The following is a 16,751-nucleotide window of genomic DNA, read 5'->3' on the forward strand; positions in this document are numbered from 1 at the left end:
GGCAATGGTCAGCCAGGCGCGCAAATCCGAATTGCTGTTCTCTGGGTCGGACTGGGATTTCAAGAAGCTGTCCCGGGTCTATGACGAGATCGAAGCGGTCGGCCGCGAAGAGCTTCGCCTCGATATTTATCCGGTGCAGATGGAGGTCATCTCTTCCGAGCAGATGCTCGATGCCTATTCCTCGGTCGGCATGCCGCTGATGTACCGGCACTGGTCGTTCGGCAAGCGTTTCCTCCACGACGAATTACTCTACCGCAAGGGCGCGCGCGGCCTCGCCTATGAAATCGTCATCAATTCCAATCCCTGCATCGTCTACCTGATGGAAGAGAACACCATGGCCTTGCAGGCTCTGGTGACCGCCCATGCCGCGCTTGGGCACAACCATTTCTTCAAGAACAATCATCTCTTCCGGCAATGGACCGACGCCGGCGGCATTTTGAGCTATCTGGATTTCGCCAAGAGCTACATCGCCCGGTGCGAGGAAAGGCATGGCCTGGCCGCGGTCGAGGCGATTCTGGATTCGGCCCACGCGCTGATGGAGCAAGGCGTGTTCCGCTACCGTCGGCCGCCGAAACTGTCATCGGAGCAACAGCGCGAAGGGCTGCGCGAGCGCCTCGAATATGAGGAGCGCTCCTTCAACGATCTGTGGCGCACGCTGCCGCCCTCGCAGGGAACGAGCAAGCCGGAAGCAGAGGACGACAACCTTGCCGAGCGGAAGAAGTCGCTCAATCTGCCGGAAGAAAACCTGCTCTATTTTCTCGAGAAGAACAGCCTCGTCCTTGAACCCTGGCAGCGCGAGATCGTCAGGATCGTGCGTGTCATCGCGCAATATTTCTACCCGCAGCGGCAAACCCAGGTGATGAACGAAGGCTGCGCCACCTTCGTCCACTACACGCTCATGAACACGCTGTTCGATCGCGGCCGCATCAGCGAAGGCGCCATGCTCGAGATCTTGCGCAACCACTCGAACGTGGTCTTTCAGCCGTCTTATGACGATCCTCGCTTTTCCGGCATCAATCCCTATGCGCTCGGTCTCGACATGATGCAGGATATCCAGCGCATCTCGACCGCGCCGACCGCCGAGGACCGCGACTGGTTTCCCGACATCGCCGGCCGCGGCGACTGGCGCGACACCCTGCTCGACGCCTGGGCAAACCACCGCGACGAATCCTTCATCCGCCAGTATCTGAGCCCGGCGCTGATCCGCAAATGGCGGCTCTTCGTGCTGGCCGACGGCGCCGATGAGCCGCATTACGAAGTTGCCTCCATCCACAACGAGCGCGGCTATGCCAGGATACGGTCGGCGTTGGCGCAAAGCTACGATATCGGCGCCAGCCGTCCCGACATCCAGGTGGTCGACGTCGACCTCCTCGGYGACCGGCACCTGCGGCTCCAGCACACGGTGAAGGACGGCGTGATGCTCGAAAGTGAAAGYCGCGACGCGACGCTGCGCCACATCCGCAACCTCTGGGGCTACGACGTCAGCCTGGCCGCTATCGACGGCGGAACCRGCGCGATGCTCAGCGAGCGCTGGACAAAGGAGCTCTGAAGGCGTCGGGAGCCGCCATCGAGGCCGGCTGAACGGTACCTATCCCTCGCCGGCGGGCCTGATCCTCAATCTCGCAATGCGGTTCTTGTCGCGCTTCATCACCACGAAACGCTTGCCGTGGAAGGTGAAAGCCTGCTTCTCCTCCGGGATCGACTGCGTCTCATGGATGACGAGACCGGCGATCGTCGTCGCCTCCTCGTCGGGCAGGTCCCAGTCGAGCGCGCGGTTCAGGTCGCGGATCGGCACCGTGCCGTCGACGACGACCGAGCCGTCGGCCTCCTTCTTCACGCCCTGCATGTCGACATCGTGCTCGTCGGCGATCTCGCCGACGATCTCCTCGATGATGTCTTCCAGCGTCACCAGTCCTTCGACCTCGCCATACTCGTCGACGACGATGGCGAAATGCGCCTTGCRCCGCAGGAAGGCGTTGAGCTGGTCCTGCAAGGTGGTGGTGTCCGGCACGAACCACGGCTTCGCCGCGATCTTCATGACGTCGATCCGCGAAAAATCGTTGCCGACCTCGTTGAGGGCCCTCAGCAGATCCTTCGCGTGCAGGACGCCGACGATGTTGTCGAGCGAGCCMTTCCACAGCGGCATACGGGTGTGCGGACTTGTGAGGATCTCGCGCACAACCGCTTCGGGCGCATTGTCGGCATTGACCGAGCGCATATTGGTGCGGTGGACCATGACGTCCGACACTTCGAGCTCATCGAGGTCGAAGAGGCCCTCGAGCCGGTTGTGCTCCTCACCGGCAGCCGCGCCCTCGTGGCGGGGTTCGTCGCCGTCTTCATCCTTGCCGTTGCGCTCCGACCGCTGCGGCGRCTCGATCGGCCGCAGAGCATAGCCAAAAGCGCCAAGCAACCGGGCGCGGAACAGAAGCGCCAAAAGCACGATGGCGGCAAGGATTGCGGCGACGATCCAGCCGGCGCCGATCATCTAGGCTGGCTCACTTCGAGCCTTCCGGGATGGCTCACCTTGAGGAAAGCCAGCACTTCCGAGGGCGGCACGTCCTTGGCGATGAAGGACTGGCCGATGCCGCGTGTCAGGATGAAGGTCAGCGCGCCGCGCGAGACCTTCTTGTCCTGGGTGATGAAGGAAAGCAGCGCCTCGGCGTCCGGCAGCTCGCCTGGAATATCGGCCATCCGCCAGGGCAGGCCGACGGCCCTGAGATGCGCTTCGACGCGCTCCGCGTCGTCCGGGCTCGCCAGGTTGAGCCGCGCCGAAAAACGATGCGCCAGCGCCATGCCGATGGCGACACCCTCGCCATGGACGAGGCGCGCGCCGTCATATTGCGTGGCGGCTTCCAGCGCGTGGCCGAATGTGTGGCCGAGATTGAGCAGCGCGCGGTCGCCGGTCTCGAACTCGTCGCGTGCGACGACATCGGCCTTGGYGCGGCAGGCCTCGGCGATCGCCTCGACCCGCGCCGGACCGCCGGCAAAGACTTGCCCCCAGTTCTGTTCCAGCCAGGCGAAGAAGGCCGGGCGATCGATCAGCCCGTATTTGGCAAGCTCGGCATAGCCGGCGCGGAACTCGCGGATCGGYAGCGTGTCGAGCGCGTCCGTGTCGGCGAGCACCAGCCTGGGCTGGTGGAAGACGCCGACGAGGTTCTTGCCGCGCGCGCTGTTGATGCCGGTCTTGCCGCCGACGGAGGAATCGACCTGCGCCAGCAGCGAGGTCGGGATCTGCACGAAATTCATGCCGCGCCGCACGATGCCGGAGGCGAAGCCGGCAAGGTCGCCGATGACGCCGCCGCCAAGCGCGATCACCACGTCGCGGCGTTCGAGCTTTGCGGCGAGCACGCCGTCGACCACCTCCTCGAGATGGGCAAAGCTCTTGGTCTTTTCGCCGGCGGGCAAAGTGATGACGGCGGACTGGATGCTGCCTTTATCCAACCCCGCCTTGAGCGTGTCGAGATGCGCGGCGGCGACGTTCTCGTCGGTGACGATGGCCGCGCGGGTGCCGGGAAGGCGGCGCGCGATCTCTTCGCCTGAGCGCGCCAGAAGCCCCGAGCCGATGAGGATATCATAGGYGCGGTCGCCGAGCCCGACCTCGACCTTCACCGCCTCGCTCACGACTCCACCTCGTCGGTTGTGGCGCTTGTAGTGCCTGTCGCGATCGCGGCGACCCCCAGATAGCCGCAAAGCGCGCAGATTACTTCGCCGGCGATGATCTCCTTGCGGTCGTCGCGCGTCGGCACGGTCAAGTCGGCCGTGGCATAGACCGGATAGCGCTCGCTCATCAGCTTCTCCAGCACGCCGCGCGGATCGGGATTCTTGAGCAGCGGCCGGTTCTGCTTCTTGGAGACGCGCTCCATCAACAGGTCCAGATCGGCCTTCAGCCAGACCGATACGCCATGTGCGGAGATCGCCTCGCGCGTCTGCGCGTTCATGAAGGCGCCGCCGCCGGTCGACAGCACCTGCGGTCCGTTCTCCAAGAGACGCAGGATCACGCGCTGCTCCAGCGCCCGGAATTCCGGCTCGCCATAGCGCTCGAACAGCTCCGGCACCGTCATGCGCGAGACGCTTTCGATCTCCTGGTCGCTGTCCATGAAGGGCAGCGAAAGCATCGTCGCCACCTTGCGGCCGATCGCCGTCTTGCCGGCACCCATCAGCCCGACGAAGACGATCGAACGGCTGCCGAGCGCTTCGATCAGCGCGGCACGGCCTTCGTCCGTCGGATTTGGTGGCAGAGCGTTCATCGGGGCCTCTTTGCGCCGTATCGACATCAAAAGCCTGTTTGCGTCAAGCACGGCCGGACAAACGTCCCAAGCAGGTTCCGCAAAAGTGGCCCACGGCTTTGCGAAGAGAACCTGCGAAAATAACAATCCCTAAGCAGGCATTCGTGGGCTTGCCCGCGATGCCTGCTTAGGAGCTTTTCCGGCAAAACCTCTGTCCACCCCAACCCTTCGTCCTTGAATTGGCCGGATTGGCGTCCCATAAGGGGACAGGGCTTGGAAACGCAGAACAAGAAGACGGGCGAAAATTTGAATGCCGACTTTGTTTCGGTTTGTCGTGACGCTGGCGGTTCTTGCAGGCATTGCCTATGGCGCGATGTTCGCGCTGGCAATGTTCGTGGAGCCGAAAAAGGCGGAAATGAGCGTGCGTATCCCCGCCGAAAAGCTCAACCCCAAGAAAAACTGATCCAACAGAAACGAGCACCGATCCCGGCCCGATGAACAGCGCCGCCCGCATCGAAGCCTTCCTCGAAATGATGAGCGCCGAGCGGGGCGCAGCCGAAAACACGCTTTCGTCTTACCGCCGCGATCTGGAGGACGCTTCCGAGGCGATCGAAGGCGGACTTGCCGGCGCGGGATCGGCCGACATCCGCGCCTATCTCGACGACATTGCAGCGCGCGGCTTCGCCCCGACCTCGCAGGCGCGCAAATTGTCGGCGATCCGCCAGTTCTTCAAATTCCTCTATGCCGAAGGCCTGCGCGGCGACGACCCGACCGGCACGCTGGACAGCCCGCGCAAGGGCCGGCCGCTGCCGAAGACGATGAGCGAGGCCGAGACCGGCCGCCTGCTCGACCGGGCGGCGCAGGAAGCGGCCGGTACCGGACCCGACGGCGACAGGCTGGCGGCGCTGCGCCTGCACGCGCTGGTCGAAGTGCTTTACGCCACCGGCTTGCGCGTGTCGGAGCTGGTCGGACTGCCGGTAACGGTGGCGCTGCGCGACGACCGTTTCTTCATGGTGCGCGGCAAGGGCGACAAGGAACGCATGGTGCCGCTGTCGGCCAAGGCGCGCGCCGCCATGCGCGCCTGGCTTGCCGCAAGGGCCGGGCGGCCGGCCTTTGCCGAGAGCCCGTTCCTGTTTCCGGCCTCTTCCGACAGCGGCCATCTCTCCCGGCAGGTTTTCGCCCGCGATCTCAAGGGCTTGGCCGCGCGGACGGGGATAGAAGCGGCCAAGATCTCGCCGCATGTGCTTCGCCATGCTTTTGCCAGCCACCTGCTGCAGAACGGCGCCGATCTCAGAGCCGTTCAGCAACTCCTTGGCCATGCCGACATCTCGACCACGCAGATCTACACCCATGTGCTGGAAGAGCGGCTGGTGCGGCTGGTCAACGATCATCATCCGCTTGCCGACTAGGCCTCATATCGCTATGTGAGGGCGACGTTCCACCGCCCGGAGCCGGCATTTCAGCGGTTCCGCCAGCCATYTGCCTTCCGACGGATCGGTCCGCTCAAGCATGTACAACTACCTCGACTTCGAAAAGCCGGTGCAGGATCTGGAGCTCAAGATCCTTGAGCTCAAGAAGCTTGCCGAGAACGGCGAAGCGGTCGACGTCGCCGAAGAGATCAGCAGGCTGGAAAAGCGCTCGCGTGACGCGTTGCGCGACCTCTACAAGGCGCTCACGCCCTGGCAGAAGGTGCAGGTCGCGCGCCATCCCGACCGCCCGCATTGCGTCGACTACATCAAGGCGCTGTTCACCGACTTCACRCCTTTGGCCGGCGACCGCAATTTCGGCGACGACCAGGCGATCGTCGGCGGCTTCGCGCGTTTCCGCGGCGAGCCMGTGGCGGTCATCGGGCAGGAGAAGGGTTCCGACACGRCAAGCCGCATCARGCACAATTTCGGCTCGGTACGGCCCGAGKGCTACCGCAAGGCGGTGCGCCTGATGGAACTGGCCGACCGTTTCAAGATCCCGCTGTTGACGCTGGTCGACACCGCCGGCGCCTATCCCGGCGTCGGCGCCGAGGAGCGCGGCCAGGCCGAGGCGATCGCGCGTTCGACCTCGGCCTGCCTTTCGCTGAAAGTGCCGTCGATCTCGGTGGTCATCGGCGAAGGCGGCTCCGGCGGCGCCATCGCGATCGCCACCGCCAACCGCGTCTACATGCTGGAGCACGCCATCTATTCGGTCATCTCGCCCGAGGGTGCCGCCTCGATCCTGTGGCGCGACACGACCCGCTCGAAGGATGCGGCGACCAACATGAAGATCACCGCGCAGGATCTTCTCGAGATGAAGATCATCGACGCCATCATTCCCGAACCGATCGGCGGCGCCCAGCGCGCGCCGGAAACGGTGATCGCCTCCACCGGCGACCTCATCGCCCGGACGATGAAGGATTTTGCCGGCGCCAACACCGATTTCCGCGAGCAGCGCCGCGAGAAATACCTGGCGATGGGCCGCAGTCTCTGATCCATCGGGCCTCTGTCGGGTAAACTGTGGCGGCAACGACCAATTTCGCCACAAAAATGCCGCCGGATTCGGCTCAATGGAAATCGCCGTGAGGGGTTTGCCAAGGCTTGCGGTAAGGAATTTTCAAGGTTAACGGGCTTACGGTCCACTGGTGTTCAGCCTGCGGGCCCGGCCATGCCGAGAGCCGTTGGCCCGAAAGAAGAGACGTAGCCGCATCGATGTTTGCCAAGCTTGCCCGCACCGGAGTCCTGATTGCCGCCATCGGCGTCGCTGGCTGCAATGATTCGTCGATGAAGGATTTCGCGCCGGAGGCCAACAAGCCGCTGCCGGACAAGATCCTTGCCGACATGAAGGCCAAGGGCATGGTGCGCACCTCCTCGGTGATGGCGCGCATCTTCAAGGAGGAAGGCAAGCTCGAGATCTGGAAGGCCAAGACCAACGGCCGTTACGATCTCGTCGCCACTTACGACATCTGCAAATGGTCGGGAAAGCTCGGCCCCAAATACACCGAGGGCGACCGCCAGGCGCCGGAAGGCTTCTACACGGTGCGCCCGTCGCAGATGAATCCGCGCTCGAATTACCATTTGTCCTTCAACATCGGCTTCCCCAATGCCTATGACCGCGCCAATGGCCGCACCGGCCAGAACCTGATGGTTCATGGCGCCTGCTCGTCGTCCGGTTGCTATTCGATGACCGACGCGCAGATCGAGCAGATCTATGCCTTCGGCCGYGACGCCTTCCAGGGTGGCCAGACCGAGTTCCAGATCCAGGCCTTTCCGTTCCGCATGACCGCCGCCAACATGGCGCGCTACCGCAACGACCCGAACTACGAGTTCTGGAAGATGCTGAAGGTCGGCTATGATAATTTCGAGATCACCAAGGTGCCGCCGAAGGTCGACGTCTGCGAGAAGCGCTACGTCTTCAACCAGGTGGCGCCCGAAGGCACGACCTTCGACCCGACCGGCCCCTGCCCCGCGACGACCCAGCCGGATTCGCTGAAAGTGGCCTACGCCAATTACGAGAAGAGCTACGATGCGGCCTTCAATTCGGCCGTGAGGTCCAGCGCGCCGCCGCCGAAGCCGACCATTGCCGGCATCAAGGAAGCCAGCATCGTTTCCGACTGGTCGAAGCGCCGCGCCCGCGGCGAGCGCGTGCCGATCGACCCGCCGTCGATGAACGCCGATGGCTCGGTGACGGAAACGACCCGCATGGGCCGTATCGATTCCCCGCTTGGCCGCAAGATGGCCGCGCTCGACGCGGAGAAGGAAGCCAAGCGCAAGGCCGAGGAGCAGCGCCTGGCCGCGATCGAGGCGGCCAAAGCCGCCAAGGAAGCGGCCAAGCAGCAGGCTTTGGCCGAGAAGGAAGCCGCCAAGCAAGCAGCGCAGCAGCCGGTCGTCACCGCAGGCGTGGAAGCCGCGCCCGCGCAGGAAACGCAGCAAGCCGCCGATGCCGACCAGGGCACCGTGTCGAAGCTGAAGAAGAAGCTGCTCGGCATGTTCGGTGGCTGAGACTTCGTGCATAACGACACGCCCGCCACCTACGATCTCAAGGGGCTGAACTGCCCGCTGCCGGTGCTGAAAGCCCGCAAGCGGCTCGCCGCGATGYGGCCTGGCAGCCGGCTTTGGCTTGAAACCACCGATCCGCTGGCGGTCATCGATATCCCGGCCTTCTGCGCCGATGCCGGCCACCAATTGGTCGAAACGGCCGCGGTCACCGGCGGCCACCGCTTTCTGGTCGAACGCGGCAACGCCGCCTGAGCCGACGTCGTTTTCGCCTATAACCCTGCAATCGCCAGCGGATTGGCTTCGAGCGCGGCCCGGTCCGGCGTGTCGATCGACGGCCTGTTGGTGAAGGCAGCGAACAGCCGCCGGATATAGTCCTGCGGCATGTCGAGCGTGATCAGCACCAGCCTGGTGCCGCGCTCGCCGTCGGGCCAGGCCGGCAGCCTCGCCGGCGGATGCAGGATCTTCTGCACGCCGTGAATGACCAGCGGCCGCGACGGATCCTCGGCAAGCTCGATGACGCCCTTCATGCGCAGGAGTTTCTCGCCATGCGTCGAGCGCAGAAGATCGAGGAACATCTCGATCGCCGAGAACGGCACCGGGCCGTCATGGACCAGCGAGTGCGTGCGCACGCGCGCATCATGGCGATGCTCATGATGGTGGTGGTGATCATCATGGTCGCCGTCATGGTGGTCATGGTGATGATCATGGTCATGCGCCGCTTCTTCACCAAGCCAGCGCCGCACGTCGGCGGACTTGGTTTCGGGATTGTAGAGCCCGCAATTGAACAGCGCCGCGGCGCTGGCCTCGTTGACGTCGAGCACAACTGCGCCCGGATTGACCTGCTTCAGCCTCGCCCGCAACGCCTCGACCTCGGCCGCGTCGGCAAGGTCGGTCTTGGCCAGCACGACGCGGTCGGCCACCGCCGCCTGCTTCACCGCCTCGACATGGGCATCGAGCGTTGCCTCGCCATTGACGGCGTCGACCAGCGTGATGACGCCGTCGAGCCGGAAGGCCTGCACCAGCGCCGGATGCGCCATGATCGACTGCAGCACTGGCGCCGGATCGRCAAGGCCCGTCGTCTCGACGACGACGCGAGYCAATTTCGCGATACGGCCGGTCTRCAGCCGGTCGACGAGATCGGCGAGCGTGTCGACCAGATCGCCGCGCACTGTGCAGCACAGGCAGCCGTCGGAAAGCTGGATGATGCCGTCGGACGCCTGCTCGACGAGCAGATGGTCGATCGCCACCTCGCCGAACTCGTTGATGATCACCGCCGTATCGGCAAGCGCCGGGTCCTTGAGCAGCCTGTTGAGCAGCGTCGTCTTGCCGGCGCCGAGGAAACCGGTGAGCACGGATACGGGAATGGGAAAGCTGCTGTCCATGACGCAGCTCAGTTGGCCTTGGCGGGCTGGTCGCCCTGCGCCCCGGCGGCGGCGGTAGCCACCGGCTCGGCGCCGGCCGGCGCCGGCCTGTCGGGCCGCCAGCTCGGCAGCGGCACATCGGCATAGTTCTGATCGGTCTGATCGACGAATGCCTTGGGCGCCGGCCCCGTGGCGCCGCCGAGCCCGACCGCGACCAGGGTCGGGTGGTCGAGCTTCACCTGGTAGGGCGATTTCGGCTTATCCTTGGCCGCAACCTCGGGAGCAGCCTCGGACTGCTCCTCCTTCGGCTTCTTCTTACAGATCTCGTCATGCAAGTCGTTGGGCGACAGCGTATCGCCATAAGGCTTGAGAGCTGCCAGCGTGGTCGATCCCGTCGCCGGCTTATCAAAACCCTGGTCGAGCAGCTTCGCCGCCGCTTCCGCTCTGCTGATCGCCGATTTCTCGCCAAGCACCACGGCCACCAGCGTGYGGCCGTTGCGCGTCGCCGAGCCGATCATGTTGAAGCCCGACGAGYAGACGAAGCCGGTCTTCATGCCGTYGGCGCCGGGATAGCGGCCGATGAGGAGATTGTAGTTCGGGAGCGTCTTCTTGCCGACGGCAAGGCCTTCGATCGAGAACCAGGGCGCATATTGCGGAAAATCATTGCGCAGCGCCGTCACCAGCACGGCAAGGTCGCGGGCCGTCGTATATTGCTCGGGAGAGAAAAGCCCGTTCGGGTTGACGAAATGCGTGCCTGTCATGCCGAGCCGGGCCGCCTCGGCGTTCATGCGGTCGGCGAAGGCGGCCTGCGATCCGCCGATATTCTCGCCGACAGCCATGGCGATGTCGTTGGCCGACTTGACCAGCATCATCTTCAGCGCATTGTCGAGCCGCATCACCGAGCCGGGCTTGAAGCCCATCTTGCTCGGCGGCTCGCCGGCCGAATGCTTCGTCACCTTGATCGGCGAATCGAGCGCCACCTCGCCCGCCTGGATCGCGCGGAAGGCGACATAGGCCGTCATCAGCTTGCTGAGCGAGGCCGGATACCAGCGCTTGAAGGCGTCCTGATGCTCCAGTATGGAGCCGCTTTTGAGGTCGAAGAGCACGACCGGATTGGCCCGGGCCGCGCCGGCAAAGACCGCAGTCGCCAGCGCGCCTGCCAGCAACAGGTTGAGGAAATGCCTTTGCCGCATGATCAAATCCGAAATCGCCTCTTGCCGTAATCGCTGCCGGGTCCGTAAGATTTCGTTACCCATCGCCAGCATAATGCGGGCCGACCCTCACCCCGGACCGCATTGTTGCGGTGCTATTTACCCTATGTGTCGCCAAAATGGCAAAGTGCCAGACATCACAATTGACAAACACAATTGCTGAGCATCGGCTCTGAACCGACCGCCGCCGACCAACCGAGAGATGGAACGATCATGCCGATTCTGAACCGCGCCGCGCAAATGCAGGAAGAAGTAGCCGGCTGGCGACGGCATCTGCACCAGACACCGGAGCTGAATTTCGACGTGTTCCAGACCGCCGATTTCGTCACCGGGAAGCTGAAGGCCTTCGGCTGCGACGAGGTGGTGACGGGGCTGGGCAAGACCGGCGTCGTCGGCATCATCCGCGGCCGCAAGGGCGATGGCCCGACCATCGGGCTGCGCGCCGACATGGACGCGCTGCCGATCGACGAGATCACCGGCAAGCCATGGGCCTCGACGGTACGCGGCAAGATGCATGCCTGCGGCCATGACGGCCACACCGCAATGCTCCTGGGCGCTGCCAAGTATCTTGCCGAGACGCGCAACTTCGCCGGCACCGTGGCGGTGATCTTCCAGCCGGCCGAGGAAGGTGGCGGCGGCGGCAACGAAATGGTCAAGGACGGCATGATGGAGCGCTTCGGCATCGAGAAGGTATTCGGTATGCACAACATGCCGGGCCTGCCTGTCGGCCAGTTCGCCATCAAGCCCGGCCCGATCATGGCCGCGACGRCCGAATTCACCATCACCGTCAAGGGCCGCGGCGGCCATGCCGCGATGCCGCACGGCACGATCGACCCGATCGTCATCACCAGCCAGCTCGTCGGCGCGCTACAGACGATTGCCTCGCGCAGCACCGATCCGGTCGAGGCCGTGGTGGTGTCGGTGACGAAGTTCCATGCCGGCGACGCCTATAACGTCATTCCCGAAAGCGCCGAGATCGCCGGCACCGTGCGCACGCTGAAGAAGGAAGTGGCCAAGAAATCGGAAGAGCGCATCCGCGCGATCTGCGCCGGCCTCGCTGCGGCCTTTGGCGCCACCATCGAGGTCGACTACGACGCCAATTACCCCGTCACCTTCAACCATGCCGAGGAAACCGCGTTTGCGGCCGACGTCGCGGCCGACATCGCCGGCGACAGCCATGTCCACCGCGCCATCCAACCGGTGATGGGCGGCGAGGATTTCTCCTATATGCTGGAAGCCCGCCCCGGCGCCTTCATCTTCATCGGCAACGGCGACTCGGCCGGCCTGCATCACCCGGCCTACGACTTCAACGACGAGGTCATCCCGCACGGCATGAGCTATTGGGTGAAGCTGGCCGAAACCGCGCTGGCCGCCTGAGCGCCTGCGGGCGAAGGCGGCGCCACCCGGCTTGCCGGCTCGGCCCTGCCGAGATGAGTCGCAGTCCAAGGGGAGTCAGCATGCCCCTTGGCGAACCGGCCCGAAGCGTTTATGTGTCGGGCCGCGTGGTCCCGTAGCTCAGTAGGATAGAGCGGCAGATTCCTAATCTGTAGGTCACAGGTTCGATTCCTGTCGGGATCACCATGCTTTTCAATGGCTTGGCGAGCAGGTCGCCGCGCGCAGGGATCAAAGCGATCCCGACGTGAACGGCCCCGAAAGATGGTGCGCACGCATAAGCGTCGAAAGGCGGTTCGCCGCTTCGGCGAATGCTTCGCCTCCCGAAGCGATCAGCGCCGCTCGTTCCTGCTCGGATGCGGCCAGGATGCGTTCCCAGAACGCGGCGACGACAGCGCTCGACCGAGCGAGATCGGATGCCGCGTCCCGATCGGCGGCCAGCGCCGCCAAGTGCCGAGATGTGATGCCGCCGATGYCGGGCGGGACTTTCGCGCCCATGTCGACAAAACCCGGAGGCAGCGATCCTTTCAGATTGTGGACGCGATGCTCGACGATGGCGGCGTAAATCTGGTCGACGGCCTGCTTGGCGCCCGCGACGCGAGAGGGATGATCGGTGTCGGCCGCGGCATGCGGGAGAAGTTCCAGACGCTGGCCATAGGCCTCGACCAGTCTGAGATAGGGCGCCATTGGTCCCGAAAGCGTGTCGCCGTCCTTGAAAAGGTCCGCATCGATCGCCGCATGGGAAACGCGCCCTGACGCCAGCGCGCGCTCCAGTGCTGCCACATCGACCAGCTCGCCGCGATCGTAGTTGATGAGCACGGCGCCGGGGTTGAGGAGGGAGAGGACTTCATCTCCGATCAGACCGGCGTTGGCGTATCGTTGCTGGCCGGCATCGAAAACGCCGAGGCCGAGATGGACGGAAAGCGCGTCGGCGCCACGCGCCGCCTCCTCCATGGTTGCGGCATAGTCGAAGCCTTCCGCCTCGATCCATTTGCGGTGACGGGGCCGCGCATGGATGGCGACCCGCATGCCAAAGGCCTGGCCGAGCCTGGCGAATTCCCGGCCGATATTGCCATAGCCGATCACCGCTAGTCTTTTGCCTTCGAGCTTCTCGGTCGGGTAATGRCGCAGGTCTTTTCCCGTATCGAACTGCCCGCCGGCAACCAGGGCGTTGAGCTTGTCCACGGGGAGATCCGGCCTGACTTTCAGCAGCGCCTTCATGGCCATTTGCGCGGTGGCGCGGCTGTTGATGCCCGGCGTGTTCATCAACGGCGCCTCGCCGCCCTCGCCGCCGCCCCCGCCCCAGGATGCCGACCCCATATTGCCGGTGCCGGCGCCGATGCGTACGCCGCCGAGGCGGAACCTGGCCTCGGCCGGAATGAAGGTCGCGGCGGCAATGACGGCGTCGTAGCGGCCGTCGCCGGCCTCGGCCAGCAATTCCTCGCGCGTGCTCAATTGCGRCAAATAGAAGAAATGCAGCTTGCCGGGATCGAGGGCGCCGGCGCTGCTGATGCCTGTCTGGTGGAACACCCCGCCCTTGGCTTCGATATGAGCCTTGACCTCGCTGTGGTCGGGATTGCCGTCCGCGCCAAAGCGCAGCCCGACAAAATCGCAGATCAGAATATTGGCTGATGTCATGAAGCGTCGTTTCCCTGCAGCTGTCTCCAGCTACCCCAATCCGTTATCCGATGGACCACGTGAAGCGGCATATCCGGGTCGCAAGCGGGAAATCTGTCCAGGAAGCTAGAACCTGTCGGCCCTGAATGGCGACAGGTCGACCGTGGTCGGCGAGCTGGCCGAATCCGGTTACGGATCGGAGTCCGGAATAGAGGGCCTGGACGCTTATCTGCGAACCAAATTCGTCACGGAGATCTGAGAGAACCGCATCTCCAAACAGGTCGCTTCGGCTATTCCGCCGCGATCCGCAGGCCGRCGTCGCGGCGGAAGAGCGCATAGCCTGCCTCGTCGACCGCCTGCGCGACGCGCTTGCGGATCGCTTCCGAAACCAGGACGCCGTCGGCAAAATCCTTGTCCGTCGCATAGACCGCGGTGGGCAAGGCAAGCGCCTCGAAAAAGCCGAACAGCGGTCGCAATTGGTGCTCGACGATYAGCGCATGCCGCTCGCCGCCGCCCGTTGCGAGCAGCAGCACCGGCTTGCCTCTCAGCGAGGCCGGATCGAGCAGGTCGAAGAAGTGCTTGAACAGGCCGGTGTAGCTGCCCTTGTAGGTCGGCGATCCGACCACCAGCATGTCGGCGTTGACGACCCTGTCGAGAATATCGCGGGCCTGCTGATCGAGATCGCGCGCCCATTTGGCGCTGCCGAGCGAAGGTCCGACATCTTCGATATCAAAGGTGCTTGCCGACAGGTTGCTGCGCGCCGCGATGTCCCTGACCACCTGCTCGACGAAACCGCGCGTCTTCGACGGCCGGGTGAAATTTCCGGAGAAACCGACAACGGTTGGATTGGGCATGTTCATTTCCCTCGAGGCGCCGGCGCTAAATCTAATGTCTATAATTTTTATAGACTGTAATCCGCCTTAGAAGGAACGATCCGCCTTTCGAGGGCCCCGCCTCGAACATTTTTTCCATGAATTGGCCGGTTCATGGTTTCGTTGGTCGGGCAGGCGRCACCATCAGCTTGCAGGAGTTGCGGGCCGGYRGTGCCGCGCCGGTCCCGCGATCGCRCATCGGTCTGGAGGGGCCGATGCGCGGCAATACTTGAATCCTCAGGCAACCTTGCGATCGGGCTGGCGCGCGAAGATCTCCCGGACCTTGTCCGCTATCGCCTTGCCGAGATCGCGGTTGTTCTGCGCCGTGAAGTGGATGCCGTCGCAGCCGTCGGTGGTGATGAAATCCCCGRCATTGAGGAAATCGACCTTGGTGAAATCGGCCATGGCGCGATACTCGGCCGCGAGCGCCGCCGTCTTCTCATGGCCGCCGGCGAACATGCCCTGGAAGAAGGGATGCGGCATCGGAGTCAGTGGCGGCGGCGCGACCACCAGCGCCTGGGGCGCCGGATAGGGTGTGCCGACGCCACCGGCGCTGGTGAGGATCTGGCCAACGAGCTTGGCCATGCCGTTGGCGATCTCATAAGGCGTGCGGCGGAAGAACGACTTGGTGTCGTTGGTGCCGAGCATGACGATGACGAGGTCGAGCGGCAGATGACTGGCGATGGCCGAGGGCAGATAAGCGCTGCCGTTAAGACGAGGATCATTGGGATCGTCGAGGCTGGTGGTGCGGGCGCTCAAACCTTCCTCGATTACATGGTAGCAATCGCCCAGATGCGAAGCCATCACGCCCGTCCAGCGGTCCTCATAGGCGTAGCGATGCGTCGGCGATCCCTCGATGACCGGAATCCAGCCCCAGGTCAGGGAATCTCCAAAACACAAGATCGATCTTTTGGTCATATCTCCAATCCATTTTTCCTATGCGATTGACTATTGGCCGTTCCGAACTTGCCCGCTCAGCTCGACCTTTGCCTGATGCCGTAGAAGATCGCCGCGAGCAGGATGATCAGCCCCTGCGCGATCAGCTTGCCGGGCTCGTCGATGCCGAAGGTGGTCATCACCACGAACAGCAGCGCGAACGACAGCACGCCGAAGAAAGGCCCCCAGACACCGCCTTCCCCACGGCCGAAGACGACGCCGCCGAGGATGGTCGCGGCGACCGCCAGGATCGGCAGGTCGAGCCCGACCCGAACGCTGCCGACGGCGATCGAAGCCGTCTGGACCAAAGCGGCAATGCCCGCGAATAGGCCGGCGAGCGTATGCGCGAGCACGACCGTGCGCGCGACCGGAACGCCGGAGAAATGCGCCGCCTGCACGTTCTCACCCACCGACGTCACGTAGCGGCCGAAAACCGTGCGCGACAGAAACAGCGACAGCGCCGCCGAAACCGCCACCCAGAAGATCACAGGCGTCGGCGCCGGGCCAAGCTTGGTATTGTAGATGTCGGCGAACATGCCGGGCACATCGCCGGGCGGCTTGCCGCTCGATAGATATTGCACGATCCCGACCAAGACGATGCCGACCGCAAGCGTAACGATGACGGCCGAGACCCGTCTCACTCCGACCATCAGCCCGTTGAAGAACCCGACGGCCAGCCCGATGGCCAGCGCCAGGACAATGAAGAACGCCATGGAGGCGCCGGGAAAGGCGCCGGACGAAATGGTGTAGTTGATGAGCAGGATGACGCCGCCGCCCGACAGGTCGATGCTTCGCACCCGCATCACCAGAAGCTGGCCGAGCACCAATATGCCGAGCGGAACGATCTGGCGCACGAATATGCCCATGATGTTGAGATTGAGCATGTTCGGCCGCGCGATCCACAGAACCACAAGCAGCACGGCAAAGACGTAGTAGGCCGGAGGGACGCGCAGCAAGCGGCGCATGACGGGATTGGTGAGCGCGGCAGCCACTTACAACCCCATCTTCTTGCGCGACTGCAGAGCGACCACAAGGAGCAGGATCGCCCCCTTGATGGTGGTCTGGATGAAGGGCGACACATTCGTCAGGTTCATGCCGTTGGCGAGCAGCGCCATGACCAGCGCGCCGATGACGGTGCCGTGCAGGCTGCCGATGYCGCCGGAAAGCTGGG

General features: G+C 64.1%; 16 protein-coding genes and 1 tRNA gene. 8 read left to right on the forward strand and 9 right to left on the reverse strand.

Annotated features, from left to right (window positions below; all coding sequences use genetic code 11):
* Positions 1-4 precede the first annotated feature (4 nt).
* A complete protein-coding gene (locus LCM4576_RS18635; protein WP_071033704.1) occupies positions 5-1,549 on the forward strand; it encodes a SpoVR family protein in 1,545 nt (514 codons plus the stop codon).
* Between the two features lie 39 nt (positions 1,550-1,588).
* Here the strand turns inward: LCM4576_RS18635 and LCM4576_RS18640 are convergent, their stop codons facing one another.
* From LCM4576_RS18640 to LCM4576_RS18650, 3 genes are read right to left on the reverse strand one after another with little or no spacing between them, the layout of a single operon-like run.
* On the reverse strand, positions 1,589-2,485 hold the full coding sequence (locus LCM4576_RS18640) for a transporter associated domain-containing protein (RefSeq protein WP_071033706.1): 897 nt from the start codon (positions 2,483-2,485) through the stop codon (positions 1,589-1,591).
* On the reverse strand, positions 2,482-3,621 hold the full coding sequence (gene aroB, locus LCM4576_RS18645) for a 3-dehydroquinate synthase (RefSeq protein ID WP_071033708.1): 1,140 nt from the start codon (positions 3,619-3,621) through the stop codon (positions 2,482-2,484). Before aroB ends, LCM4576_RS18640 begins: the two co-directional genes overlap by 4 nt.
* Positions 3,618-4,247, reverse strand: coding sequence for a shikimate kinase (locus LCM4576_RS18650; RefSeq protein WP_071033710.1), 630 nt, complete (start codon positions 4,245-4,247; stop codon positions 3,618-3,620). The genes aroB and LCM4576_RS18650 overlap by 4 nt, the downstream gene beginning before the upstream one ends.
* 289 nt (positions 4,248-4,536) lie before the next feature.
* Here LCM4576_RS18650 and LCM4576_RS18655 point away from each other — a divergent pair, with 289 nt between their 5' ends.
* From LCM4576_RS18655 to LCM4576_RS18675, 5 genes are all read left to right on the forward strand, one after another.
* Complete coding sequence (locus LCM4576_RS18655) at positions 4,537-4,689, forward strand: hypothetical protein (protein ID WP_040989318.1); 153 nt, start codon at positions 4,537-4,539, stop codon at positions 4,687-4,689.
* A gap of 31 nt (positions 4,690-4,720) precedes the next feature.
* Positions 4,721-5,635, forward strand: coding sequence for a site-specific tyrosine recombinase XerD (locus LCM4576_RS18660; protein ID WP_071033712.1), 915 nt, complete (start codon positions 4,721-4,723; stop codon positions 5,633-5,635).
* A gap of 100 nt (positions 5,636-5,735) precedes the next feature.
* Positions 5,736-6,686 (forward strand): acetyl-CoA carboxylase carboxyltransferase subunit alpha, encoded by a 951-nt coding sequence (locus tag LCM4576_RS18665; RefSeq protein ID WP_071033713.1) that lies wholly within the window; start codon positions 5,736-5,738, stop codon positions 6,684-6,686.
* Between the two features lie 218 nt (positions 6,687-6,904).
* Positions 6,905-8,194, forward strand: a complete 1,290-nt coding sequence (locus tag LCM4576_RS18670; protein ID WP_040989321.1) for a murein L,D-transpeptidase family protein — start codon at positions 6,905-6,907, stop codon at positions 8,192-8,194.
* A 6-nt stretch (positions 8,195-8,200) separates the two neighbouring features.
* Entirely contained in the window at positions 8,201-8,443 is a 243-nt protein-coding gene (locus tag LCM4576_RS18675; RefSeq protein WP_071033715.1) for a sulfurtransferase TusA family protein, read from the forward strand.
* A gap of 17 nt (positions 8,444-8,460) precedes the next feature.
* Here LCM4576_RS18675 and LCM4576_RS18680 read toward each other — a convergent pair whose 3' ends face one another.
* Together LCM4576_RS18680 and LCM4576_RS18685 are read right to left on the reverse strand one after the other, a co-directional pair.
* Positions 8,461-9,573: a GTP-binding protein gene (locus tag LCM4576_RS18680; protein ID WP_071033717.1), complete on the reverse strand. Its 1,113-nt coding sequence runs from the start codon at positions 9,571-9,573 to the stop codon at positions 8,461-8,463.
* A gap of 8 nt (positions 9,574-9,581) precedes the next feature.
* Entirely contained in the window at positions 9,582-10,745 is a 1,164-nt protein-coding gene (locus LCM4576_RS18685; protein WP_071033744.1) for a D-alanyl-D-alanine carboxypeptidase family protein, read from the reverse strand.
* A 231-nt stretch (positions 10,746-10,976) separates the two neighbouring features.
* Here LCM4576_RS18685 and LCM4576_RS18690 point away from each other — a divergent pair, with 231 nt between their 5' ends.
* Together LCM4576_RS18690 and LCM4576_RS18695 are read left to right on the forward strand one after the other, a co-directional pair.
* Positions 10,977-12,140: a M20 aminoacylase family protein gene (locus LCM4576_RS18690; protein ID WP_071033746.1), complete on the forward strand. Its 1,164-nt coding sequence runs from the start codon at positions 10,977-10,979 to the stop codon at positions 12,138-12,140.
* Positions 12,141-12,267: 127 nt separating this feature from the next.
* Positions 12,268-12,344, forward strand: a tRNA-Arg gene (locus LCM4576_RS18695).
* Positions 12,345-12,386: 42 nt separating this feature from the next.
* Here LCM4576_RS18695 and LCM4576_RS18700 read toward each other — a convergent pair.
* The 4 genes from LCM4576_RS18700 to LCM4576_RS18715 form a co-directional block, all read right to left on the reverse strand.
* Positions 12,387-13,793 (reverse strand): D-isomer specific 2-hydroxyacid dehydrogenase family protein, encoded by a 1,407-nt coding sequence (locus LCM4576_RS18700; RefSeq protein WP_071033719.1) that lies wholly within the window; start codon positions 13,791-13,793, stop codon positions 12,387-12,389.
* 269 nt (positions 13,794-14,062) lie between these two features.
* Positions 14,063-14,626, reverse strand: coding sequence for an FMN reductase (msuE, locus tag LCM4576_RS18705; protein ID WP_071033747.1), 564 nt, complete (start codon positions 14,624-14,626; stop codon positions 14,063-14,065).
* A 255-nt stretch (positions 14,627-14,881) separates the two neighbouring features.
* The gene (locus tag LCM4576_RS18710; protein WP_071033721.1) at positions 14,882-15,562 is read right to left on the reverse strand and encodes an SGNH/GDSL hydrolase family protein; all 681 of its coding nucleotides are present in this window, start codon (positions 15,560-15,562) and stop codon (positions 14,882-14,884) included.
* A 56-nt stretch (positions 15,563-15,618) separates the two neighbouring features.
* Entirely contained in the window at positions 15,619-16,545 is a 927-nt protein-coding gene (locus LCM4576_RS18715; RefSeq protein ID WP_371410091.1) for an ABC transporter permease, read from the reverse strand.
* Between the last annotated feature and the right edge of the window lie 206 nt (positions 16,546-16,751).

It is taken from the genome of Mesorhizobium sp. LCM 4576 (assembly GCF_001854815.1).
GTDB lineage: Bacteria > Pseudomonadota > Alphaproteobacteria > Rhizobiales > Rhizobiaceae > Mesorhizobium > Mesorhizobium plurifarium.